Annotated in this window: 15 protein-coding genes, 1 tRNA gene and 1 pseudogene; 11 read left to right on the top strand and 6 right to left on the bottom strand. The window is 36.5% G+C overall.

Features of this window, described 5'->3' with window-relative positions; translation table 11 throughout:
- Window positions 1-9: 9 nt before the first annotated feature.
- The 3 genes from B0A66_RS14500 (at window position 10) to B0A66_RS14490 (ending at window position 6,198) form a co-directional block, all read left to right on the top strand.
- Window positions 10-1,167, top strand: a complete 1,158-nt coding sequence (locus B0A66_RS14500; RefSeq protein WP_089050569.1) for a MalY/PatB family protein — start codon at window positions 10-12, stop codon at window positions 1,165-1,167.
- Window positions 1,168-1,873: 706 nt separating this feature from the next.
- Window positions 1,874-5,074 carry a T9SS type B sorting domain-containing protein gene (locus tag B0A66_RS14495; protein WP_089050568.1) on the top strand — a complete coding sequence of 1,067 codons (3,201 nt, stop codon included), beginning with the start codon at window positions 1,874-1,876 and terminating at the stop codon, window positions 5,072-5,074.
- Window positions 5,075-5,205: 131 nt separating this feature from the next.
- The gene (locus tag B0A66_RS14490; RefSeq protein ID WP_089050567.1) at window positions 5,206-6,198 is read left to right on the top strand and encodes a PorP/SprF family type IX secretion system membrane protein; all 993 of its coding nucleotides are present in this window, start codon (window positions 5,206-5,208) and stop codon (window positions 6,196-6,198) included.
- A 143-nt stretch (window positions 6,199-6,341) separates the two neighbouring features.
- On the opposite strand, the gene B0A66_RS14485 is transcribed toward B0A66_RS14490, so the two are convergent.
- Together B0A66_RS14485 and B0A66_RS14480 are read right to left on the bottom strand one after the other, a co-directional pair.
- On the bottom strand, window positions 6,342-7,028 hold the full coding sequence (locus B0A66_RS14485; RefSeq protein WP_089050566.1) for a LytR/AlgR family response regulator transcription factor: 687 nt from the start codon (window positions 7,026-7,028) through the stop codon (window positions 6,342-6,344).
- Complete coding sequence (locus B0A66_RS14480) at window positions 7,025-8,125, bottom strand: sensor histidine kinase (RefSeq protein ID WP_089050565.1); 1,101 nt, start codon at window positions 8,123-8,125, stop codon at window positions 7,025-7,027. Before B0A66_RS14480 ends, B0A66_RS14485 begins: the two co-directional genes overlap by 4 nt.
- 183 nt (window positions 8,126-8,308) lie before the next feature.
- On the opposite strand from B0A66_RS14480, the gene B0A66_RS14475 reads away from it, so the two are divergent.
- From B0A66_RS14475 to B0A66_RS14450, 6 genes are all read left to right on the top strand, one after another.
- Window positions 8,309-9,001, top strand: coding sequence for a DUF2490 domain-containing protein (locus tag B0A66_RS14475; protein ID WP_244283498.1), 693 nt, complete (start codon window positions 8,309-8,311; stop codon window positions 8,999-9,001).
- 18 nt (window positions 9,002-9,019) lie between these two features.
- Window positions 9,020-10,312 carry a CitMHS family transporter gene (locus B0A66_RS14470; protein ID WP_089050563.1) on the top strand — a complete coding sequence of 431 codons (1,293 nt, stop codon included), beginning with the start codon at window positions 9,020-9,022 and terminating at the stop codon, window positions 10,310-10,312.
- Window positions 10,313-10,352: 40 nt separating this feature from the next.
- Window positions 10,353-11,597 (top strand): cation:dicarboxylate symporter family transporter, encoded by a 1,245-nt coding sequence (locus B0A66_RS14465; RefSeq protein ID WP_089050562.1) that lies wholly within the window; start codon window positions 10,353-10,355, stop codon window positions 11,595-11,597.
- 44 nt (window positions 11,598-11,641) lie between these two features.
- Entirely contained in the window at window positions 11,642-12,439 is a 798-nt protein-coding gene (locus B0A66_RS14460; RefSeq protein WP_089050561.1) for a DUF475 domain-containing protein, read from the top strand.
- Window positions 12,440-12,464: 25 nt separating this feature from the next.
- Window positions 12,465-14,759, top strand: coding sequence for an NADP-dependent malic enzyme (locus B0A66_RS14455; RefSeq protein ID WP_089050560.1), 2,295 nt, complete (start codon window positions 12,465-12,467; stop codon window positions 14,757-14,759).
- A 591-nt stretch (window positions 14,760-15,350) separates the two neighbouring features.
- Window positions 15,351-18,341, top strand: coding sequence for an amino acid adenylation domain-containing protein (locus B0A66_RS14450; RefSeq protein WP_244283497.1), 2,991 nt, complete (start codon window positions 15,351-15,353; stop codon window positions 18,339-18,341).
- 170 nt (window positions 18,342-18,511) lie between these two features.
- Here B0A66_RS14450 and B0A66_RS14445 read toward each other — a convergent pair whose 3' ends face one another.
- Window positions 18,512-22,267 (bottom strand): amino acid adenylation domain-containing protein, encoded by a 3,756-nt coding sequence (locus B0A66_RS14445; protein ID WP_089050558.1) that lies wholly within the window; start codon window positions 22,265-22,267, stop codon window positions 18,512-18,514.
- A gap of 355 nt (window positions 22,268-22,622) precedes the next feature.
- Between B0A66_RS14445 and B0A66_RS14440 the strand changes: the two genes are divergently transcribed.
- Window positions 22,623-23,249 carry an IS6 family transposase gene (locus B0A66_RS14440; RefSeq protein WP_089050557.1) on the top strand — a complete coding sequence of 209 codons (627 nt, stop codon included), beginning with the start codon at window positions 22,623-22,625 and terminating at the stop codon, window positions 23,247-23,249.
- 70 nt (window positions 23,250-23,319) lie between these two features.
- A complete protein-coding gene (locus B0A66_RS23145; protein WP_244283503.1) occupies window positions 23,320-23,400 on the top strand; it encodes a transposase in 81 nt (26 codons plus the stop codon).
- 164 nt (window positions 23,401-23,564) lie between these two features.
- On the opposite strand, the gene B0A66_RS14430 is transcribed toward B0A66_RS23145, so the two are convergent.
- The 3 genes and pseudogenes from B0A66_RS14430 to B0A66_RS14420 all read right to left on the bottom strand — a co-directional run bounded on the left by B0A66_RS14430 (window position 23,565) and on the right by B0A66_RS14420 (window position 25,002).
- A tRNA-Tyr gene (locus tag B0A66_RS14430) sits at window positions 23,565-23,648 on the bottom strand.
- Window positions 23,649-23,835: 187 nt separating this feature from the next.
- Window positions 23,836-24,222, bottom strand: a pseudogene (locus B0A66_RS22895) (peroxiredoxin family protein); the annotation flags it as partial.
- 18 nt (window positions 24,223-24,240) lie between these two features.
- Window positions 24,241-25,002 (bottom strand): DUF4369 domain-containing protein, encoded by a 762-nt coding sequence (locus B0A66_RS14420; RefSeq protein WP_089050555.1) that lies wholly within the window; start codon window positions 25,000-25,002, stop codon window positions 24,241-24,243.
- Between the last annotated feature and the right edge of the window lie 124 nt (window positions 25,003-25,126).

Raw genomic sequence — 25,126 nt, 5'->3', positions numbered from 1 at the left:
ACACCTGTTATGAAATACAATTTTGATGAAATAGTGACACGCAAAGACACTGGCTCGATTAAATGGGATGAAGGTCCGTTTGGAGAAGTTCTGCCTATGTGGATTGCAGATATGGATTTTAAATCAGCTCCCGAAATTTTAGCTGCTTTAGAGAAAAGAATTGCTCATGGAATTTTCGGATATACGGCAATTCCTGACGCATTTTATGATGCAATAATAGCATGGTGGAAAAGAAGATACGGTTTTGCTCCTGAAAAAGAATGGCTGGTACCCGTTTCAGGTGTTATACCGGCATTATCAGCGGCTATACAGGCACTAAGTAAAAACGGTGACAAAGTTATTATACAAACACCTGTTTATAACCATTTCTACAGCAGTATAGAAAATAGTGGTCGTATAATGATCGAGAATAATCTGCTTTACAACAATGGTACATACATTATAGATTTTGAAGATCTGGCACAAAAAGCTACAGATCCTAAAGCGAAACTTCTAATCATCAGCAATCCCCATAATCCCGTTGGAAGAGTTTGGACTAAAAGAGAATTGCAAGCGCTTGGCGACATTTGTCTGCAACATAATGTAGTGATAATTTCAGATGAGATTCATGCTGATTTGGTATTCGAAGGACACTTACATATTCCTTTTGCTTCATTAGGAGAAAAATACAGCCGTAATTCCGTTACGCTCAGTTCACCAACAAAGAGTTTTAATTTAGCAGGATTACAAGTTGGTTATTTTTTTACAAAAAATGAGCAATTTAGAAAATCAATTTTGTCCTCTTTTCAATTAATGGGAATAGAATTATTGAATTTATTTGGTATTACAGCACTTATCACAGCATATAATGAATCGGAAGAATGGCTGGATGCTTTAAAGGAATATCTGTATGATAACTATCTTTTTCTGACAGAATTTATAGCCTTGCATTTGCCTCATATAAAAGTTACACCTTTAGAAGCGACCTATTTGGTGTGGCTTGATTGTACGGCATTGGGAAAAACCGCTGATGACTTATCTTATGTACTTCTTGAAGAACAAAAGCTATGGATTAATTCAGGTACGATGTATGGATCTTCGGGTGAGGGATTTCTGCGAATTAATATTGCAACACCCAGATCTCTTTTAAAAATTGGTATTGAAAAACTTTTAAAAGGATTGGCTTAAAACAAAAAAAGGATGGCGAGAAAAAACAAATAAATTTAAAAGAATAAGTCATCCTGAAATAGGTTTACAGTTTTCATAATAAACATTTACTATTAACCAGTCGGTTTTTCTGACTGGTTTTTTTATGTATAGTGTTAGGTCGTATTGTAAATGTTTATTGATTCATTTATAAGTTTTTCTAATGTGATTCCATGAATTGCATTTAAAAATTTCAGTTGTATTTTTTTCTATTTTTTTGCCAGAAGTTATAGTAGTAAATCGTTGTCAGTTTTATATTATTTTAATTAAATAATTTTACCTACTGTCTAAAGTTCTGTGAGAATGATTTAACAGCGGTATTATTGACTTCACGATGCTTGAGGTAAAAGATTCTTATTCCCTAGTACTCTTTTTTTAAAAGGAAATCAATCACGATTTTGCTCGTATTATTGCGTATAAAAATAAGTCCTAAACTGGCATAATTAAAATTTATTTTTTTTCGAAAAAGGTCTTTTTTTGTATGTTGTTTTAGAAGCCCTAATTTATTAAAGGTCAATAGTTTTCCAGGTTGTCCAAAAATCTTTTTTTTAGAGTTTATTTTTAAAATAATGTATTTGTATCATTCTCTCATTTTAAAATGATAGTCCGATACAGAAAGACAAATAGCAGATTATTAATAGATTAAATAATTAATGAGATCATTAGATCTTATTAAAAAAGGCAATTTATGGATTTAGTTAAAATACGACTTCTTTTATTCATCATTTTATTATACCCTTTAAGCACATTGCATTCTCAAGTTACCTATGAGTTTTGTATGACTGGAAAGTATGGAAACACTATTGTTTTGGATTTTAAAGTTCATAATAATACTGCTGCTGAGGTACCCAATTATAATTTTGTTTTTAATTGGAAAGGAGTTTCCAATGGTATCATGTATTCGGGATTAGATGTAATACAAAATGGGGATAATGGAATAGTAGAACTTCAGAAAACGGCTTGGGGAAGTGCTCTTCCAATTGGAACTACAGTATTTAGTATTACAATAGATTATGAAGCGGGAATGTTTCCTCCTGATGAAGGTACATTAAATGGGAATATCATAAAAGGTATTACATGTTATACACCTCCTGCACATGAAAATTTTTCTTGTGAACGAAATTTTAATGATGCTTGTACCATAAAACCTGTTGGACCAGGAGGGCATGAAATAAAAATTGGAGAAGGATCTGTATTTGCATGGCAGGCTCCTATTGAGGTATATATTCCTGAGAATAGAAAAGGCTGGGCTATTGGTATGGCAGTTTCTCACTCTCTTTTTACGAATCTTATAGGGTTCGATGCATTGAGTGTTAACGAATATTTTGCTACAGCAATTCAGGAAAGTAATGCAGGATGTGAAGGTAGCCAACTTGTTGCACCTGCCTGGGTCACATCTGGATATCCGCATCATGATACCAATAATCCTTTCTTTTGCTATGATAAAACCGGTGCTGTTGCAGTTGGTTACTTTCAACAGGAAATGGGAGGTAGTTGGAATGAGTTAGTTATGAATTATCCTTGTTTTGTTCCTCAGATAGTCAAAGACGATTTTATTGCTACTCCAGCTATAGGTTCTAGTTTTGAATTTCAGTCCATTATGAAAGCTTATCATGATTATAGAAATATTGCTTTTTGGCAATATGTAAAATGCTGGAATCCTATTGAGTTTATTAAGACATCACAAGATCCCTATGCTGCCGTTAAAATCATTGCGATGGCATACAATCAAGGAATGAATCATACCTCTTTTGGAGAAATTTTTGACAGTAACAGGACAGATGCTGTTAATGCTACTAATTTAATGGATAAAATTTCGCCGTCAACCCCAACAGCGACCAACAGGCTTTATGCCGAGCAAATAAACAGATTAACAAAAGTATTAGACAATAATGTTGCTGCTATTGACTGGCAGGATGCTGCCGTTTTTGGAGTAACAGACAGAGGAGCGCATAGCTTTAGAGGTTTCTATGACGCTCAGATTACATGGAGTGATGTCGAAGATTATATAAAAAAAATAACTCCATTTTATGCTCCATTTGGTGTAGATGAAGCAAGTTTTATCGCTGCTATTAAACCCGCTTTTGATAATATTAATGGAGGAAGCTCTATTTCATTCCGATATCAAATGTCTGAAGTAGTAGAAGCGATAGTAGTTTATTTACCTGCTTTTGATCCAAAAAAGGGATTAGGAGAGGTGTATGGCGGTTCCGGTGCAAATGGCTGTTTTGCTCCAACAGCCAGAATGGATGGTTTTGATGCTAACTGCGGACAAGATTTGTCGCTAAAAGTTTATTTTTCGGGACAGGCTCCTTACACTTTTAGATATAAACGTACTGATGTTTCTCCTGAAATTGTCTATCCGGATATCACTACATCACAAAATCCATATACGATTACACCTGTAAATCAAGGAACGTATTCATTAATTTCGTTAAGTGATAGTGTAAGCGCGGGAGAAGTAGTGTGTAATCCTGTACAAGTAAAAAATATAGGTTCCGGAGTTACAGCGCAACTGCTTAGATATGGTGGTAATCCTTGCACAGGAGCAGGCGAGGGCATAGAGGTTGAGGTTATTAGTTCAGATCCTGCACCTTATACTATCGAATATGAAATAAGCGGAAATCTGCATACCGCTGTGATAAACAGTAATCGCGAAGTATTAATTGTTGCACCTGCACCTGCAGAAAGTTATCAGTTAAAGAAAGTTACTGTAAATGGTTGTGAGACTTTATTTAACAATAGCGGAATAATTGACCTAAAAGTACCTCCCGTGATTACAGCAGACCTTACTGAGTTTGGAAAAGATATTTGTTTAGGTATAACTTCAGGTGTACACATAGAGGTAAAAGCTCCTGGTAAGACAGGCCCATTTATTATCGATTATGAGTTTGATGGCGTTGCACAGCCATCAGCGACGATAGCGACAAACACTGAAATATTAATTCCTGGAGGTGGTGCCGCAGGCGAGTATCATGTGACAAATATTACTATTGGGAACTGTAATTTTGCAGTAGATGAAACCATCAAAATTGATGCTGTTATTGTTCCGGTTCTTGATGTAAAAGTGCAAAAATATGGAGGAGACTTTTGTTCAGGTATAAACGAGGGCGTACAAGTAAAGATACTATCGAATCTTACAGGAACATTTGTGATCCATTATGAAATAGATGGAGTAGCGCAACCTCCGGTAACAACAATAGCAGATCATTTTGTACTATCTCCTGAGCCTGCACCGGCAGGAAATTATAAATTGACAAAGATCGCTATAAATAATTGCGAATTTCCACTTAATAAAGAACTTGTTCTTAACGACAGCAGTATAACTCCTAAAGTAAAAATTGAAGGATACTTGTTTTTGTGTCACGGAAGTGAAACTGTTCTAAAAGCTTCTGTTGATGCCTCAATTCCTGCTGTCCTTTCTTATCAGTGGAAAAGAAACAATGTTGATATAGAAGGAGCTGATGAAATCTTTTATGTTACTGATAAAGACGGAGAGTATACTGTTATGATTACGCATAAAGATGGCTGTACTTTTTTATCTCCAATTGCCGAGGTGGCTTTTATTACGAATAGTGGTTGTGGGACAATTAAACCTCGTCCGTCTGTGAAACCGGAATATCTAAAATTTTTTACACCTAACGGAGACGGATTTAATGATACCTGGCATATTACAAACCTGGATAAATTTAGAAAAACCCAGATACAGATATTTGACAGGTACGGAAAGTTAATTGCGGAGCTGACAGAAACAACAGATGGCTGGAATGGTACATCTCATGGTAATACTGTTTTTGCTACTGATTATTGGTTTTTAATGATTTATGAAGACAGGAATGAGCCGGGAGTAAAAAAACAGTACAGAGACCATTTTTCTCTGAAGCGATAAGTGTTTTTTTAAAATTTTCTATTAACAAAGAATCATTATTTTTCAAAGATTAAATTGCTGTAAATGATGATTATATATGTTTGTATGTTGCTGATTTTGAAACGTATAAATATTGAATTATGTATTGAATTATGTGCTTTAAAAATATTTTTTTTATTACTGTGTTTTTTATTTCTATGACTTCTTTTTCTCAGGAAGGATTAGCAGTTTATTCGGATTATTTATCAGATAATTATTATTTGATTCATCCTTCAATGGCGGGAGCTGCCAATTGTGATAAGATACGATTAACCGTTCGTAAACAATGGATTAATGAAGATAAAGCACCCGGACTTCAGACTTTAAGTTACAATACCAGAGTAGGGGATCGATCCGGTGCTGGAATCATACTTTTTAATGATCAGAATGGGTATCATTCTCAAAAGGGAGCGAAACTTACTTTTGCACATCATATTATGTTTTCACGTGATGAAATTGATTTGGATCAGCTATCGTTTGGAATAAACGCTGGTTTTATTCAAGCTCAACTGGATCAGACAGGTTTTCTTGAGGGAGGAATTACGGATCCTATCATCGACGGAAGTATTCAAAGCGAAACCTACGCCAATTTTGATGCCGGTGCCTCGTATAATTTCCTAAATATGTATGCTCATGTTACAATAAAGAATGTCTTGGAAACCCGACGTAAAATTTATACAGAATTTGAGACCGATAATTTAAGGAAATATCTTCTAAGTTCGGGTTATATTTTTGGAGATAGGGATGGCGTTTTATGGGAGCCTTCTTTTTTGTTACAGTTTACTGAAAAGTCAAAGGAAAAGTTAGTTGATCTGAATTTAAAAGCATATAAAAATTTTGATAATGGAATGCTTTGGGGAGGACTTTCTTATCGTACAAACTTAGGATTTGAGAGTAATATCTTCAATAAGACTCCAAGTCCAAAGCTACAGTATATAACACCAATTGTAGGTATTAATTACGAAAATTTAATGTTTGCTTATACCTATTCCGCAGTAAGTGGAGATGTTAAATTTGATAATGGTGCTTTTCATCAAATTACACTTGGAATTAATTTATCCTGTAGAAAAGAAAAATACGATTGTCATTGCCCAGGTGTTAATTAAGACGAAAAAACAGTAATATATCGTTGGCTTTAAAAAATACAATTTAGTAAGTATTATACTTTGATTTATAAATATGCTGGAATTTGGTTTTATATACAATATTGATGACTTAAGCCGCGACGAACCATCAACATTAGAGTAAATTAAATTCCTTTAAGATTGTCTTTATAAGTGCGGCCTATTGGTAACTCCTTACCATCTTTGAGTTGTATCATTCGGGAATTGAATGATGCTATGTGGCTTTTCAAAACCAGATACGATTTATGTATTCTAATAAAGCCCAGATGACGATGCATTTCTTCAAACTTTGCCATGCGCTCTAGTACCATGTGTTTTTTATATCGGGATACAATTTTAAGATATTCGCCAAAACCTTCTATCCAAAAAATATCATCCAGCTTTACCTTGTTTACAATGTTGTCTGATTTAAACATAATATAATCTTCTACAATGTCTCTAGACTTTATAAAGCGGTGGTATTCTTTGGCTTTTGTAATGGCTTTTTCAAAGCGCTCAAAACTTATAGGTTTTATAAGATAATCCACAACATCAAGCTCAAATGCCTTTGCGGCATGCTGCTCTTCAGCGGTTATAAAAATGCAGAGTGGTTTGCTGGGCGTATTTTGCAACAGTTCTATCCCGTTGATTCCGGGCATATTAATATCCAGTATCAGGAGGTCAGCTTCATTCTGTATTAAAAAATCCACAGCTTCCTGCGGATTACTGTACGTAGCCAGCAGATTTATGCCATCAGTCTTGGCACAATAGTTTTTTATAAGTTCCAGCGCAAGGTATTCATCATCTACACCCACAACTTGCAATTCCTTCATAACTTAATTTTAAGGGTAGAAAAGTACGTTTTATTTAGTAATTCATCAAACAATTCATAATTTTCAGCGTATTCCGTTACAAGTATTTTTTTCAAGGCAGTAAGTCCCATTCCGTTATATCCATTATTGTTGACAGGTTGAGCCTGCTCTGGTAAAGAATTTTCTATTCGGAAAACTAAATTGTTATCAACCTGATTAAAATGTACCGTAATATAAGCCTCTTTGTCTGCTCCAATGGCTGAATGTTTAAGAGCATTTTCAAAAAGGGTAAAGTATATAGAAGGAGGTACTTCTACCTGTTCCTGCACTTCAATATCATTGAGATCAAATGTGATATTTAGTGTATTATTGTATTTGAGTTGGTAGAGACCAGCAAGAGCCTTCATCATTTCAAACTCTTTGTGTATGGCAATCGTTTTTTTATCGGTTTCATATATTACATATTGAAGCAACTGACTTAGTTGTAGTATTGCTTCGGTGGTATTGCCATGCTGATTGTAACTACCTGCATAGATATTATTAAGCGTGTTGAGTAAAAAGTGGGGATTTATTTTTGACTTCATCAGGTTGAGGTCAGTCTCGTTCTTTTTTATCTCAAGGTCATGATAGTCGTATTCTATTAAAAATTTATGTCTTGATATCCCTAAAAAAGAAGCTACTAAAATCACAATACTTTGTGAACTGTATACGCTTATCAAAAATAATGTCTGGTCTTGTGCTATGACACTCCTTTTAGAAAATTCAGGTTCAGCGATTAGTCTTAGCAATGTTGTGGATATAAATAGTATTAGTACATAAAGCAGGTATTCGGGGTATTTATTAGTTTGGTAATAGGCGGGAACTAAGTAGGCGTAACAAACAATGTATAATGCAGTATTAATTACCATAATAAATATTATTCTATATAATGCGAAAGGCATTTCAATAAAATAAAGCATTGAAGTTACCAGAAACGAGGTATAAATCACAAAAAATAGGGCATGTTGAAGCTTAATAAGATTGGTCCATTGTTTTTTCATCAGACTGCCTATGATTTTCTGTTCAAACAGTAATCGAAAGGCAACCAGTAGAATAATGATGTTTATTAGTAAAACCATACTTTTTTGTGTTTAAAATTATTTACCTTTTAAAATTATACCGTTAAAAATACAAATATCATTATTTTAAAATCTGCATTTTGCGTTGTTTGTTTATTAAATGTGTCGTTCGTTGAAAATTAATTTTTTGAAAAAGTCAATCTTATACATTTACCGATATAAATAAATTAACAATTTATCAAAATGTATAGAATATATATATCAATCACGTTTTTTTTAATGCTTTTTTCTACGAAAGCATTAGCGCAGCAAGATAATTTTAATATGTGGTTACAATATACAATGTCCGCAAAACTGACCGAAAAGTACAGCTTTACCGCTTTATCTCAATATCGATCGTACGATTTAGTAAAAGATTCGCGTCTTTTCCTGGTTTCTACCTATCTTGAAAGAAAGCTCGATAACGACCTTTATCCGGCAATTGGTTATATGTTTTTGGTACTTGAACCTTACACTAGTGACAATCATAAAAAAATACGTTACGAGAACAGGCCGTTTCAGCAGTTAACTATCAAAAATAAAATTGGCCGTACTACTTTATTGCATCGTTATCGTGCCGAAGAACGTTTCTTAACGAACCCTGATGATTTTGTTTTGAGGCTGCGTTACCTGATATCATTAAAGATTCCATTAGGTAAAGAAGGAGGTAATAATCCTTTGTATGGTATTTTGAAAAATGAAATCAGGATGAATGTTGTAAAGGAAGAACAATTCGACAGTAACAGGCTTACAGCAGGATTGGGAATTAATGTTGGTAAAAAATCGGCAATAGAATTATCATTTATCAATCAGTTAAGCGCTGATGATACCAGTAATTACGTACTCGCGGGCTTTAGAAACACATTTGACTGGTCGGCTAAAACAGAAAATAATTAAACTTAAAAATATATAGTCATGCTTACAATCTTAGGATTTTCAATGATCATGGTATTTATGTATCTGATCATGACAAAACGCTTGTTTCCGTTAACAGCGCTAATACTTATCCCTATACTTTTTGCTATTTTCGCAGGTTTTACTGCTGATCTTGGTTCTATAATAATGGATGGTGTAAAGAATATTGCTCCCACTGGAATTATGCTTATTTTTGGTATACTTTTCTTTAGTATCATGATTGATGCGGGCTTGTTTGATCCGCTGGTAAACCTGATATTAAAGTTTGTAAAAGGCGATCCTGTAAAAATTGCCGTAGGTACTGCCTTGCTTACGATATTGGTTTCATTGGATGGTGATGGAGCCACTACTTATATGATAGTTGTAGCAGCAATGTTGCCTTTATATAAAAAATTGGGTATGAACCCGCTTGTACTGGCTTGTATTATAATGCTTGGCGGGGGTGTAATGAATATACTTCCTTGGGGCGGACCTACAGCACGTGCCATGACCACACTTAAAATGGATGCATCTGAGCTTTTTATGCCGATGATACCAGTGATGGCAGGCGGTATAGTATGGGTAATATTTACAGCATTCTGGCTTGGACTTCGCGAAAAGAAAAGAATTGCCCGTGAAGGCGATTTTAATAAATTTCTTGTAAAAGAAGAAGAAGCTGTAATTGAGCGTGAATTGAGAAGACCTGGCTTAATTTGGTTTAATCTGTTGCTTACCATATTGTTGCTTGCATCTATGATGTTTGATGTACTGCCATTGGCTGTTTCTTTTATGATCGCATTTTGTATTGGACTTATTATCAATTACCCAAAAGTAGATGAACAGCAGAAAGTATTAAAACTGCATGCGGGTAATGCGCTTTCTGTAGCGTCGATGATATTTGCGGCAGGTATTTTTACAGGCATACTTTCGGGTACAGGAATGATGGATGCTATGGCGGCTTCGATGATATCAGTGGTGCCGGATACATGGTCAAGTGCTTTTCCTGTGCTAACGGCAGTAAGCAGTGCGCCATTGACATTCTTTTTAAGTAACGATGCTTATTATTTTGGAATATTACCTTTAATTACAGAAACGGGTATTCACTTAGGTGCAACAAAGTTGGAAATAGGAGCAGCATCACTAATCGGTCAGGGAGTACATCTTTTAAGTCCTCTGGTACCTTCTACCTATCTTTTAGTAGGTTTGGCTGGGGTTGAATTTTCTGATCACGTAAAATTTACTATGAAGTGGGCACTAGGTTCATCACTTGCTATGCTGATTGCTGCGCTGCTTATAGGGTTAATAACTTTTTAAGTTACCTTTACAACGGAATTTAATGAGTAAGGTTTAAAAAATGAATAGCACACAACAAATCCCCGTAAGTACCGGAATACCCCAAAAGTATTTAAAAAATTTAGCAGCTTATGTTACTTTGGCATTGTTGTTAGGAATTGCGGTAGGTCATTATTATCCGGAACAGGGGATTCAGCTTGATTTTTTAGGTAGTGGATTTCTATATCTTATTGAACCGCTTATACAGCCCATAATATTTTTGACTATTATTATAGGTGTAAGTAGTATTGATAATCTTAAAAAAGTAAGCCGTGTAGGGCTTAAGGCACTAGTTTATTTTCAAATAATAACGACTGTCGCCATGATAATGGGGATATTGGCAGCGCTATTTATAGAACCGGGCAAGATCAAAAAAAGTCTTTTGGATGTAGCTTTGCCGAAACATTTTACAGCTACAGAACCACTTGATGGTGGCTGGTTTAATTTTATAATACTTAACCGTCCGCTTGTCGTGGTACTTTTAGCTGTTGTCATTGGTGTTTTGCTTAGTCTCTCACCAGGTCGGGCAAAATACGTTGGTGTCCTGCAAAAAATCATGAATTTTTTGTATAAAATACTGATGTACTTGTTTTTGCTTATACCAGTTGCTGCTTTTGGCGGAATGGCTTATGCCGTTTCTCGATTTGGTATTCATAGCCTTTTACCTTTAGGTAAACTATTGGCTACTACTTATATTACAATGGCTTCCTTCATATTTATAGTACTGGGGCTTTTACTGCGTTATTACAACATAAGTCTTTGGAAGTTTTTGAATTATATTAAAGAAGAACTGCTTATTGTTTTTAGTACATCATCATCCAGGACAGCATTTCCTCTAATTGTTTCAAAGCTTGAAAAAGCGGGGTGCAGTAAAGCTGTTGTAGGTCTTTCCATACCGTTAGGCTATTCTTTTAACCTTGCCGGTGCCTCTATATTTTTGCCTGTATGTACCTTGTTTGTTGCTCAGTTGTTTAATATACCGCTTACTTTTCAAGATATCATATCCATAGGGTTGGTTATTATGGTTACATCAAAAGTAGCATCGGGAATACCGGGATCCGGTTTTATAGCCCTTACCATAACGTTTACCACACTAAATAAATTTCCTTTAGAAGGCTTGGCACTTCTTTTTAGTATTGATAAGTTTATGAATGAAGCACGTACCATAACTAATTTTATAGGAAATGGTGTAGCTGTTATACTTATTTCTAAATATGAAAAAGACTTTGAGCCAAATCCCGAAATAGACCTTTCTATATCAAAATAAATACGCCATTAAGGCACCATTCTTTAAAACTATATAAAATAAAAATGACTGATTTAATTACTACTTTTAACAGCCTTTGGCAAGATATTATTGCACATCCCGGTACATCCCTGGCAATTATTGGAAACCTTATTCTTATAGAGAGCCTACTCTCAGTAGATAATGCAGCTGTATTGGCTACAATGGTAATGGACTTGCCTGAAAACCAACGTGATCGAGCGCTTAAATACGGTATTTGGGGAGCTTATATTTTTAGAGGTATTGCCATGCTATTTGCTTCGGCACTTATTGCTATCTGGTGGCTTAAGCCTATCGGAGGACTTTACCTGCTTTATCTGGTATACGCTTGGTATAAAGACAAGCAAAAAGAAGGAGGAGAAGAAGAAAAAATAAATAAAGAAGGTAATTGGTTATACCGTATTACGGTGGGTACGATAGGTCATTTTTGGGCTACAGTTTGTCTTGTAGAACTTATGGATATGGCTTTTTCAATAGATAATGTTTTTGCAGCTGTGGCTTTTACACCCAATATTATACTGGTTTGCATCGGCGTATTCATAGGTATTTTGGCGATGCGTTTTATAGCACATTGGTTCGTGGGGCTTATGGCAAAATACAATTTTCTGGAAACAGCCGCTTTTGTAGTAATTGCCATTTTAGGGATCAAACTGGCATTATCTTTATATGAACATTTTTACCCTGAAACTGCATTCAGCAAATTCTTAGGAAGCCATGCAGCAGATATAGGAATATCAGCCCTTACTGTTGCTATATTTTTTGTACCAATACTTACCAGTACCTTTTTTAATTTTCCAAAGAAAACAATACCTACTAAACAATAAAATCCAATATTAAGTACATTAGCTTATGAACAAAGACAGCAAGCGCCAAGAGGCATTATTATACCACGCTCAGCCTCAACCTGGTAAAATACAGGTACTACCTACTAAGCCTTACGCTACACAAAGAGATCTTTCAATGGCCTATTCGCCCGGTGTAGCAGAACCCTGTCTTGAAATTGCAGCAGATATAAATAAAGTATACAATTATACAGCAAAGGGTAACCTTGTAGCAGTAATATCGAACGGTACTGCCGTGTTAGGACTTGGCGATATAGGTCCGGAAGCCAGCAAACCTGTAATGGAAGGTAAAGCCTTGTTATTCAAGATATTTAGTGATATTGATGTGTTTGACATAGAAGTGGATACAAAAGATGTAGAAGCTTTTATACAGACAGTTAAAAATATAGCTCCAACTTTTGGAGGTATTAACCTTGAAGATATAAAGGCTCCGGAGTCATTTGAAATTGAGCGTCGCTTAGTTGAAGAACTCAACATACCGGTAATGCACGATGATCAGCATGGGACAGCCATTATTTCATCTGCAGCATTGCTTAATGCCGCCGAGCTTGCAGGTAAAAAGCTGGATGAAATGAAAATTGTGGTATCGGGAGCAGGTTCAGCTGCACTTGCCTGTACTAACCTGTATGTTTCACTGGGTGTTAAAGTAGAAAATATTACCATGTTTGATGTTGGAGGTATGTTAGTGAAAAGCCGTAAAGATCTTTTAGATCTTCAGCTTCTTTATGCACAGCCCGGAGAACAAAAAACATTGGCAGAAGCTATAAAAGGATCCGATATGTTTTTGGGTTTATCAGCAGGTAATATTCTTTCACCGGAAATGCTTTTGAGTATGGCAAATGACCCTATTGTATTTGCTATGGCCAATCCAACTCCTGAAATTAGTTATGATATGGCAGTTGCTACTCGTAGCGATGTTATTATGGCAACCGGACGAAGTGATAATCCTAATCAGGTGAACAATGTATTGGGTTTTCCCTATATCTTTCGTGGTGCACTCGATGTAAGAGCTACTAAGATAAATGAAGCTATGAAAATGGCTGCGGTACACGCTCTTTCAGCACTTGCTAAGTCACCAGTGCCGGAGCAGGTAAACATTGCGTATGGCGAAACAAAGTTACTTTTTGGCAGAGATTACATTATCCCCAAACCTTTTGATCCAAGACTTATAGCTGTGGTGGCACCCGCTGTTGCGAAAGCTGCGATGGATAGCGGTGTGGCACAAAAGCCTATTACCGACTGGGAGAAGTATACAGAAGAATTGCTGGATCGAATGGGTAACGATAACAAAGCTGCACGTCTTTTAATCAATCGTGCCAAGAGCGCACCAAAACGTATAGTATTTGCCGAGGCTGATCAGCTTAGCGTGTTAAAAGCGGCGCAGATAGTGATGGAAGAAGGTATTGGTGAACCAATATTGTTGGGTAATCGTGATAGTATTGAAGAACTTAAGAGAGAAATAGGCTTTGAGAATGAAGTAACTATTATTGATCCCAGGTTAGAATCAAGTCATCCGAGATTATTAGCCTATGCTGATGAATTTTGGAAGAAACGCAGGTATAGAGGTATTAGCCAGCTCGATGCAGAAAAGATGATGACACAGCGTAACTATTTTGCTGCTATGATGGTAAACCATGGCGATGCCGATGCCATGATAACGGGTTATTCACGAAGTTATCCACTATCGGTTAAGCCTATGTTGCAATTAATAGAACGTTCGGAGGGTATCGACAAAATTGCTTCAACAAACCTTATGCTTACAGGCAGAGGACCTATTTTTCTTTCCGATACGGCTATAAACGTAAATCCAACGGCGGAGCAATTGGTTAGTATAACGTTAATGACAGCTAGTATGGCACGAATGTTTGGTGTTGAACCGGTTATAGCTATGGTATCCTTCTCCAATTTTGGCTCGTCTCAGGATCCGAGTGCTGTAAAAGTACGTGAAGCGGTGGCTTATCTTCATAAAAATCACCCTGATATTATTGTAGATGGAGAAATACAAGCCGATTTTGCTCTTAATCCTGATATGCTTGCCAATAAGTTTCCTTTCAGTAAGCTCAATGGTAAAAAAGTAAATGTGTTGATTTTTCCTAATCTTGATTCAGCTAATATTACATACAAGCTATTAAAAGAGCTTAATAAAACGGTATCTATTGGACCTATAATTATGGGACTTGAAAAAGCAGTACATATAGTTCAACTAGGAGCCAGTGTAGAAGAAATGGTGAATATGGCTGCTGTTGCCGTTGTAGATGCTCAGGAAAAAGAGCGAAAGGTTAAAGCGGCTGTTAATGCTTAACACAAAATAGTTCTATTATGAGTTAAATAAATTAATTTTAGAGATTAGATTACATCATCTTTTGCAAAATAGTGAACTTTTGATCATCATCCCTGTTTTTTTAATTTCATAACAATACATCGCATAAAAAAAAGTCCTAATTTTTATTAGGACTTTTTTTGTGGGGGGACCAGGATTCTAACTTTAAGTTTTAAACGCAAAATATTGCCTGCATTTGTTTTTTAAACCAGTGTTGACAAGATTTTGGCATAAACACAAACACTAATTTTTTAAGTAATTTAAAGTGTTCTTTTTGAACAACTTCTTTATAATGAATCTCAAGGCATTTTTAGTATAGTGCTGTTTAAGTTACTTGTTTACAGTGTGTTAATTTTAAATTATATTATATTGATACTTTATTTATAAGATATTTTTTATTTACCTTAGATATGCGTTTTTTAATGTTAAAAAAAGCAATATGTTGTTTAGTAGTTTTTTAAATAATTATTTCTAACATAAAATTTTGCTCCATGAAAAAAAAAAACAAACTCTAGTAATGAACTGAAAAACAATATTCTTAAAAGTAGTTTTCATGATAATGAAGTCAGTATTGTGAAGCAAATTGAGAAAATCGCTCATGACAATCCTTATAAATTAGCTATTGTGGATAATGGTGAGAAAATCACTTATAAAGATCTAAATGCAAGAGCGAATCAGTTGGCACGTTATTTACAAACTCAGGGTATTAAGCAAGAAGGAAAAGTAGGAGTATGTCTTCCGCAGTCGGCAGATCGTATTATTGCTTTTTTAGCCATTTTAAAATTAGGAGCTGCCTATCTGCCTATCGATGGCGAATTACCTCAAATCCGAATGCATCTAATGGTTACAGATTCAAAAATTGATCTCTTGCTGACCACTAATAAATATTTGGAAAAACTTGGTAACAATGAAATTAAAAGTATAGCATTGGACCTTTTATTTCAGGATGATGGATATAAAAAAATAACTGCCGGTAATATCACTCTTGAAATCTTACCACAAAATCCAGCTTACATTATTTATACTTCAGGAAGCACGGGAACACCAAAAGGAGTTGTTATAGCAAATCAGTCATTTTATAATTTTGTGCAGGAACAGGCAGAGGTTTTAGATTTGTCTTTTGATAGTATCACATTGCAATTCGCTTCTCCTAGTTTTGACGCTGCTGTAATAGATATCTGGACACCTCTTATTAAAGGTGCTTCCATTTACTTATATCCTAATAATAAAATTGTCGGCGAACCGCTTTTAGAATTTATTACTGCCCATAATATTGATACAGTACCTTTGATGCCTCCAATGGTATTGGCTTCACTTCCTTTAAATAAACCAATAGGGAATCTAAAGACTATTGCAATTGGCGGTGAAGCCTGCAGTGAAAGCATTGTGAAATCCTGGTACAAAAAAATACGTTTAATAAATAGTTATGGACCGACAGAAGCGACAGTTGCAGTAAGCAATTATGAGTTTAAAGAGGAAACAAATCCAAGAATTATTGGTTCTGCTATGTCTAATGTAAAATTATTAATCTTAGATGAAAATCTGAAACCTGTAACCAAAGGAATCATTGGGGAACTTTATATTGGCGGTTCTCAATTAGCATTGGGTTATTTAAACCGGCCAGACGATACTAAAAAAGCTTTTATCGAAGCTCCAGAATGGTTTTTAGATCAATTAAAAGGCAATAAAATTATCTATAAAAGTGGAGATATGGTGCTGGAAAGGCCCGATGGAAATCTCGAATTTTATGGCAGAAAAGACGATCAGGTTAAAATTAGGGGCTACCGTATTGAACTTGCAGAAATTGAACATAATATGGCAAAATTGCCGCAGATTGTAAAAACGGCTGTTAAAGTTCAAAAAAAAGAAAATGGACTCCCCATGCTTATTGCCTTTATTCAGCTTGCTGCTATTCATGATGATGAAGTAAAATCTTTGCAAAGCATTAAAACAAAATTACAGCAGATAATGCCCTTATACATGCTTCCTGATAAAATTATTATTGTCGATAAAATGCCTTTGACACATGCAGGAAAAATAGATAAGGCACTTTTGGAAATTCCGGAAAACCAAGTAAAAAACAGTAAGCTTCCGAAATGGAAAGAAGATAACCTTAATGAAGTTGTAAAGCATATCTGGAGAGAGCTTCTTTCGATAGAAAATATTAGAGATGAAGATGATTTTTTTGACTTGGGAGGGCATTCTTTATTACTCGCCCAGCTTCATGTTCTTCTTCCGGAACCTGTAAGAAATAAAATCACTTTACCGGAACTTTACATTTTTACCACTATTTCTGCCTTTGTAAAAGAAATTGATAAACGTATGCATGAAACGGAGATTTCACAGAAGACAAAGGCTCAAATAATGATCAAGGAGCTAATTGAGGATTCAGAACTGCATATTGATTTTAGTATCAATGAAATACCTGATACAGCTATATTGAATAATCCAAAGAATATTTTTTTAACGGGAGTAACTGGCTTTGTCGGGTCTCATTTATTAGAAGAACTTCTGCGTCATACATCTGCAAAAATATATTGTTTAGTACGAGCTTCCTCTGCCGCAGACGGGCTGGAACGTATTAAAAGTACTTTTGCAAAATTTAAACTTTCGTGGTCTGTTAGTTATGATAGCCGAATTATGGCCATTATAGGAGACTTATCTTTGTATCGTTTTGGAATAGAAAATCTGGCTTACCATTTTATTGCAAACGAAATAGATGTTATATATCATTCGGGAAGTTCAGTTAGTTATGTCCAGCCTTATCCGTTGATTAAAAAATCGAATATTGACGGACTTCACAATATTATTGATCTGGCTGTTACATCAAAAATAAAATTTCTGGTGTTGCTATCCTCAATGGGTGTTTTTAGCTGGGGAAGGCCTTTTACCAAGAAAACATGGATGTATGAAGATGATGCAATAGAACAGAACATGGCGGCAGTTTCACGTGATTTAGGCTATATAAAAAGCAAATGGGTAATGGAAAGTATTGCCGAAAAGGCAAAAGCAAAAGGACTTCCTATTATAAATTTCAGACTTGGTTTTGCGGTATGTCACGGTACTTCTGGTGCAACTGTAATGAATCAGTGGTGGGGAGCGCTCATAAGAAGCTGTATTCAGCTAAAATCATTTCCGCTAGTGATGGGTTTAAAAGATGAATTGACAACAGTAGATTATATGTGTAAAGCCATTATGCACATTAGTAAAAAGAAAGAAGCAGTAGGTTTAAATTTTCATCTTTCCCCCCTGGCTGAAAATGATGTATCTCTAACGGATTTTTGTGCTAAGATGAATGAATATTACGGTATGAATTTAAAAGGGATAGAATATCACCAATGGCTCAATCGATGGAAATATGATAACAATGTTCCTATATATCCTTTGCTTAGTCTTTTTACAGAAGATGTTCATGAAGGTAAATCTTTAGTAGAAGCTTATGAAAACACTTATTATTATGACAGAACCAATACAAAACAGTTTCTGGAAGATACTGATTTAACACCTCCTGTTTTTGATGAAAAACTTATGACTCCCTACTTAAAATTTATGGGTGTTTTTTAAAAGATCCAATACTTATTTAAAATGGATCAATGGCTAAATTTAGAGCATAAAAAAAGTCCTAATTTTCATTAGGACTTTTTTGGTGGGGAGAGCAGGATTCCTCTTCCGCAACGAAATTTGCGGAAGAGCGGACCTTGAACTTAATTAACAAATGCTTCCTACCTGCTTCGCTACGAATTAGCATGAGCATGTGTATCCTGTCGCTGATCTACGATTCGCCCAATAAGCCATATAAATACCTCTACTTGTCCGTTTAGTACACAGGTCCCTTTACAAATGCTATGAAGTAATCCTTGTACATCAGATGACTGCAAAGCGGAAAATGCAGCCCTCTCAGTAAGAAGCAACGAACAGGAAGGTAAATCGAAAATCTTATGAGCTTTCAAAGTCACGTCTCCGTCCTTAAACATAATTGTAATTGGCTCAGACTGTTCAGAAGCACTAACAGATATAGTGAGGTTTGGGGTTAGAGCTGAAACTTCAGCTATCGATTCTTTCAAGTAAGAAGAGAATGCATTGGCCCAGACCTCGATATCAGAGTGCGTTATGTTTGAGTCCCTTGTTTCATCAAGTGTTACCTTGAGTTGTTCATCTACTTCACGTTCTGCTTCTATGAGAGCTTCCAACGTCCTGTCCACGTCCTCTTTTGTATGAGCGGCTGAGCAAATGAGCCTTAAGCGGCCTCTTCCGCTTTCCACAATTGGATAGGTCACTGCCGATGTTTGAACGCCACGCTTAAATAAGCCCTGTACTATAGCGAAAAGTTTATCCTTATCGCTAAAATGAGGAGTGACGATAGGTCCGTCTCCAGTTCCTAGATCATACCCTGCATCTTCGAATCGCTGACGCATGTAACGAGTCGTATTCCACAGTCGCTCACGCAATGCGTCATCGGAACGGAGGCGTCTTAATGCAGTGAGTGCTGCTGCCATATCTGCTGGGCTAATGGAAGCCTGAAAAATGTAGGCTCTGGAAGACGACTTCAAAAGGTCAATGTGCTCCTGGCTAGCTGCAACAACTCCGCCAATACTACCTAACGCTTTGCTGAGTGTTGTCATGATGAAATCCACGTCTTTAGTAACGCCTTGAGCGGCACAAATGCCTGCCCCACCTTCACCGTAAAAGCCAAAAGAATGCGCTTCGTCCACTAGAACGAGTGCATTATATTTTTTTGCCGTGTGCACTATTTCTGCAACCGGTGCAGCGCCTTCGCCCATGCTATACACGCCTTCTAGAACCACCAGAATAGTACGATAGGGTGACACTTCCGACTCAAGGACAGTTATCAGGTCAGATGCATTGTTGTGTTGGAACGTTCTAATAGTTGCACCGGATAGACGAGCGCCATCAACAATTGATGCGTGACAGAGCTGATCGATAACGATAACATCGTTTTTCCCTAGAAGCCCTGCAATCGCTCCAACATTGGCTGTATAACCTGTCGGAAACAGACAAGCGCTGGGCTTTCCTACTAAATCAGCAAACTCTGTTTCGAACTCCAGGTGTTGATTGGTCATACCTGAGGCTGCGGCAGAGGTACCCATTCCGGTCCCAAAACGCGATAAGGCGATGGACGCTTCCTCAATGACATTCTGGTCACGGTTCAAGCCAAGATACAGGTTGGTCGTCCATATAACTGCTTCTTGTTCTTCATCATTGTAGGCATCGCCAACGATGCCCCTGGTGGCACTTCCCGTTCGCAATACCTTACTATAGGGGTTTCTACGATTGTCGTTCACCATGCGCAAAACTTCTTGAACCAGCTTGCTCTTATCGGTGACGTTCCATGAGGGCGCTTTAGCAGCCTGAAATGTCGGATGGCTGGACTGAATATGTGTTTGGAAGCTAGCAAGGGTATCGGTTGCCACAGTAGGTAGCTTATCTGCTGAGCGGTTATCGGAGCCACTTCCCATCGTATTGATAATATAACTGACCAGAGCATTTGGGGTAGGATGTTCAAATATCGCATGAGCTGGCAACTTTTGACCCAATAATTTGGTGAGTCGACTACTGAACTCCAATGTACTTAGGGAGTCGAGGCCAAGACCATCGAATGAACGGTCTGGCAATACGTCAGCTGAATTACATAATTTAAGGAGAGAAGCTACCTCGCTCTGAATAATCGACAGTATCGCTGCTTGTTTTTCATTTTTTGAACCTACCAAACGTTGTATGAAACTGCTGGTACTATTGACTGGATCAGCACCTAGGCTTAATGCAACTGCACCTTTTTCAAAACACACCTCCTCTTCCAGGCTCAGGAGTTTCTTGCGATCAAGTTTGTCATTGGGTAAAAGAGGCAGTGCCTTTAGGTGTTTCACAACTTGAGGAACCATATAATTTGGTAGTCGTTCTGATAAATAGGATTTGACTCTAGCCTCTGTTACCGTTTTATCCCGAGCGACAATATAAACCGCTAGTATCTTCTGACCAATACCTCCTTCAACAGCTGCAGCTGCCGCGGCGTCCACACCTTGCATCGATTCAAGTGTCGATTCAATTTCTTCAAGTTCTATTCGAAAGCCCCTGACCTTTACTTGTTGGTCGATTCGACCAAGAAATTCGATCTCTCCATTTTCTGTCCAACTGCACAAATCGCCTGTTTTGTACAACCGATTATCTGGAATCAAATCACTCGGTTCCATCTCGATAAAACGCTCCTTGGTAAGCACTTCCTCGTACAAGTACCCACGCGCAAGCTTACTTCCTGCAAGATACAATTCCCCAGCTACCTCATTAGCAACGGGTTGCATAGCATCATCCAAAATATACGAACGCGAGTTTGGCACCGACTTGCCAATCGTAACAACCTTGGTACCAGAAGGGACTTCGGCAATGGTCGAAAAAACGGTATCTTCGGTAGGACCATATGCGTTTAATACACGGAGGCCTGGCTCTTGCTGATAAACTTGTTCAACCAGTGAGCGTTTGAGCGCTTCGCCTCCAAAAACCAGACATCGTATACCCTTAGGCAATCTTTCTGTAGAGAGCAATGCTTGCATTAACGATGGAACCATTACGCATGTTCTCACCTGATCTATTGCAGGAAGTTTGGTCAGCTCAAGGGCGTTTTTCGCTAGTATTATTGTGCCACCCAACGACAAAGTGCCCATAATTTCCATCACCGAAGTATCGAAACACACGGAGGCACCAGCAAACACCCCTTTCAGCTCTTCATCACTGAATAGAGTGCGCATTGACTGACTCAAGCACACAATACTTCTGTGCTCGACAGCAACCCCTTTTGGGCGTCCTGTTGAACCCGAGGTATAGATGACATATGCCAAATCGTTCGCAGATGGTCGTACCGAGCTATCCGTATGATCACCCAATGTATTGATCCACAATAGTTCATGCACTTCACTGCATAGCTTGGCAGAGCTATCATTATCCACGATAGCTGCCACAGCATGAGAATGCTCTAACATATATCGGACCCGATCTTGTGGATATGCGGGATCCAACGGTACATATGCACATCCTGCTTGCATCACACCAATTAGAGCAGCTACCAGTTCCCAAGAGCGGTTCATACACACCCCGACTAACGAGCCTGGTTCTATCCCACGGCTCTTGAGCTCTCCAGCAACCTCACTAGCCCGTTTCATAAGACCTTTATAGTCAATTTTGGTCTCGCCATCGATAATTGCTATCCGTTCTGGATATTTTAGTATTTGCTTCGCAATCAGTCCACAAATTGTTGTTTCTAAATCATCATCGGTTTTTTGAGCCAGCTCTTTCTCCATTATTTTTTGCAAATTCTGGGTAGCCATCCCAATTATCTCTTCCGCATGCTTCACTCCCAATTCGTTCAACATGCTCTGTTTATTGCTAGCAATTTCGCCCGTGCTCGAGCCTGAATTAAAACGCTCTAATTTATCAGAATTGGTTAACAACTCACTAAATAACTTACTTAATTTATCCATTTTCCCTTCTTTTTTATAATTGACCAGTTTTGTTTTAATTATTGCTAACGTCCCCGCGCTACAAGCAGTTTGGGATTAAATTAAGCCCATTATTCGGATTTGCTAAATCATCCAAATACAAAACTAATTTCAAATTAAGCCTAATATTCAAATTGCTTGTAGCGTGTGCTGAACTAAACCTTCGGTAGCACATTATTTGATTTTGTACCTTACGAATATAATTAAAATCTGTAAGATATGACTACAAAAAAAAAGTGGATGTGCTAACTTAGCGTGAAGTTCTAGTTAAAGACAAAATCTGGTTCTGTCGCATCTGTTTAATAACTATTATCTTTAAATCTTTGAAATATATTTTATGAATACGAAAGGTCATTGTTATCCCAAAGCCATTATTTTGCAGGCTGTTTATTTCAAATTGAGATTTACATTGAGTTACAGGGATGTTGAGGAAATAATGAAAATGCGTGGAATAGCAGTTGATCATGCTACGATTCAACGTTGGGTATTTAAATTTACTCCAATTATTGAATCACAGATGAAAAAAAGAAAGAACAGAGTGGGAGTGAGCTGGAGAATGGATGAAACCTACATAAAAGTTAAAGGTATTTGGTGTTATTTATACAGGGCTGTGGATAAATCTGGTAAAACAGTAGATTTTCTTTTGACTAGAAGACGACAGAGAATGAGTATCCAGTCATTTCTAATTAGGGCAATAAATAATAACTGCAGACCAGCTTTAATAAATATAGAAAAAAGCTGCTCGAACACCAGCGCAATACGAGTTTACAACAAACGATCATTTTCAAATATAAATATTCGTCAATCTAAATATCTCAATAATATTGTTGAGCAGGATCATCGTTTTATAAAATGGCGAATACAAAACAGTTTGGGTTTTAAAAGTTTTTCGTCTGCAAGAAGAACCTTGGAAGGAATTGAAGTGGTGCACATGTTGGGAAAACAAAACCATTGCCATGACTAAACTAGCGCATTGGTAAAAGAAGGTTGAAGAATCTGGTTTTAAAAATTTTAATATTCTTCTTAATACTATAATGATTAATTACCAGTCAATCTTAAACTATTTTGATAATAGAAGTACAAATGCTTCGGCTGAATCTTTTAATACAAAATAAAAGCGTTTACAGGCCATTTAAGAAGAGTTAGAAGCATAGATTTCTTCTTGTTTAGATTAACCAATCTTTTTGCCTAATCCCCAACTTTTATCATGATCTCAAAAATCTCCGCAATGGTTAAATTTATGGCATAAAAAAAGTCCTAATTTTCATTAGGACTTTTTTGGTGGGGAGAGCAGGATTCGAACCTGCGAAGTTCACACAGCAGATTTACAGTCTGCCCTCGTTGGCCGCTTGAGTATCTCCCCGAAGCTTTGTATTGTTGCGCTTTGTTGTTCTAAGCGGTTGCAAATATAGGAACGTTTTTCATGTTTACAAACAAAAATCGCACTTAATTTTAAGTTTTTTTTGAAATAATTTTTAACCTATTGGTATTGAATAAAATAAAAAAATCTCCACTAGGGAGATTTTTTTATTTTTTGTCGAATTTGGTTCTTATTTCGCTAAAAGTTCTAAAACTTTAGCTCTTAATTCAGGACCTCTTAAGTCTTGAGCGACTACTTTTCCTGATGCATCAAGAATAAAAGTTGCAGGAATTGATTCAACATGATATTGAGCAGCGATTGGTTCGTCCCAAAATTTTAAGTTTGAAACATGTGTCCAGGTCAAACCATCTTTTGCGATTGCTTCTTTCCACTTTGTCGCTTCTTTATCTAAAGAAACGCCAATGATATTTAATCCTTTTGCATGTAACTCTTTATAAAGTGCTACAACATTCGGATTTTCTTTTCTGCATGGTCCGCACCATGAAGCCCAAAAATCTACGATAGTAACTTTTCCTAAACTTTCTTTAAGCGAAACTACTTTTCCTTCCGGGTTTGGGGCAGAAAAATCTGCTCTTCATTGAGCGCTACCAACTGGAGGAGCTGATGCACCAACTGCAGGTAATTTTGCTTGACCTATTTTAGATTTAATTTCTTTTCCAGTACTAGTGTTTTTCAATGACTCGTCAAGAGAATTGTATAAACTTTCGATTTTTTTAGCTTCAACAGATGGATCGTCAGACATTCCTCTAATGATTAAAGCTGTAATAAAAGATTTTGGGTGCGTTTCAGCATAAGCAACATATTGCTTTTTAGAAGTTTCCTGAACTTCTGTTTGGATAGCCATAAATTCTTTCATCAAACCATTGATAACTGCAGTATCTTGCGATTGTTGAGCAGCCTGCATTTTAGCAGTATTGTTTTTTTGGAAAGAAGATAATTTTTTCTGAGTTTTCATTAACTCATCATTAAATTTCACAAACTCGTCATTGCTGTAAGTTCCTGAAATTTTAGATTTATGTATACTGTCTTTGTCAACTGTAACTTTAATTTCTCCTGTTTCAAGGATAAAAGGAATTTGTCCGTTTGCCCCCTGAACAAGTAATGCATGGATAGCTGGTTCAGTTACTTTTCCTTTAATTTCAAATTTTCCGTTTTCAACTTTTACAGTATCAAGAGAAATTGGCATTTGAGTAGTTTTGTCACGACCTTGAAGGATAATTGTTTTTCCATTTTCAATTCCTGTAGCAGTTCCTGTAATAAGGTATTCTCCGTCTTTAACTTTGCTGCATGAAATAATTGCTACAGAAGCGGTAAGTAATAAAAATATTTTTTTCATTATAAAAAATTAATTAGTTAATTGATTTGAGCAACAAAAGTATCTAAAATTATAAAATATAAAGAATTTTGCTGCCTTAAAATTTTGTTATAGTTTTTGTTGGGTTTAAATGTCTTGTTATCAG

Source organism: Flavobacterium hercynium (assembly GCF_002217285.1).
Lineage (GTDB): Bacteria > Bacteroidota > Bacteroidia > Flavobacteriales > Flavobacteriaceae > Flavobacterium > Flavobacterium hercynium.
The sequence above is the reverse complement of the archived record's forward strand: the minus strand, read 5'-3'. Positions and strand labels throughout refer to the sequence as shown.

Excerpts from the sequence above, each read along its gene's own strand:
- B0A66_RS14500 (WP_089050569.1), top strand. The coding sequence starts at position 10 with ATGAAATACAATTTTGATGAAATAGTGACACGCAAAGACACTGGCTCG.
- B0A66_RS14495 (WP_089050568.1), top strand. The coding sequence starts at position 1,874 with ATGGATTTAGTTAAAATACGACTTCTTTTATTCATCATTTTATTATAC.
- B0A66_RS14490 (WP_089050567.1), top strand. The coding sequence starts at position 5,206 with ATGTGCTTTAAAAATATTTTTTTTATTACTGTGTTTTTTATTTCTATG.
- B0A66_RS14485 (WP_089050566.1), bottom strand. The coding sequence starts at position 7,028 with ATGAAGGAATTGCAAGTTGTGGGTGTAGATGATGAATACCTTGCGCTG.
- B0A66_RS14480 (WP_089050565.1), bottom strand. The coding sequence starts at position 8,125 with ATGGTTTTACTAATAAACATCATTATTCTACTGGTTGCCTTTCGATTA.
- B0A66_RS14475 (WP_244283498.1), top strand. The coding sequence starts at position 8,309 with ATGTATAGAATATATATATCAATCACGTTTTTTTTAATGCTTTTTTCT.
- B0A66_RS14470 (WP_089050563.1), top strand. The coding sequence starts at position 9,020 with ATGCTTACAATCTTAGGATTTTCAATGATCATGGTATTTATGTATCTG.
- B0A66_RS14465 (WP_089050562.1), top strand. The coding sequence starts at position 10,353 with ATGAATAGCACACAACAAATCCCCGTAAGTACCGGAATACCCCAAAAG.
- B0A66_RS14460 (WP_089050561.1), top strand. The coding sequence starts at position 11,642 with ATGACTGATTTAATTACTACTTTTAACAGCCTTTGGCAAGATATTATT.
- B0A66_RS14455 (WP_089050560.1), top strand. The coding sequence starts at position 12,465 with ATGAACAAAGACAGCAAGCGCCAAGAGGCATTATTATACCACGCTCAG.
- B0A66_RS14445 (WP_089050558.1), bottom strand. The coding sequence starts at position 22,267 with ATGGATAAATTAAGTAAGTTATTTAGTGAGTTGTTAACCAATTCTGAT.
- B0A66_RS14440 (WP_089050557.1), top strand. The coding sequence starts at position 22,623 with ATGAATACGAAAGGTCATTGTTATCCCAAAGCCATTATTTTGCAGGCT.
- B0A66_RS23145 (WP_244283503.1), top strand. The coding sequence starts at position 23,320 with ATGATTAATTACCAGTCAATCTTAAACTATTTTGATAATAGAAGTACA.
- B0A66_RS14420 (WP_089050555.1), bottom strand. The coding sequence starts at position 25,002 with ATGAAAAAAATATTTTTATTACTTACCGCTTCTGTAGCAATTATTTCA.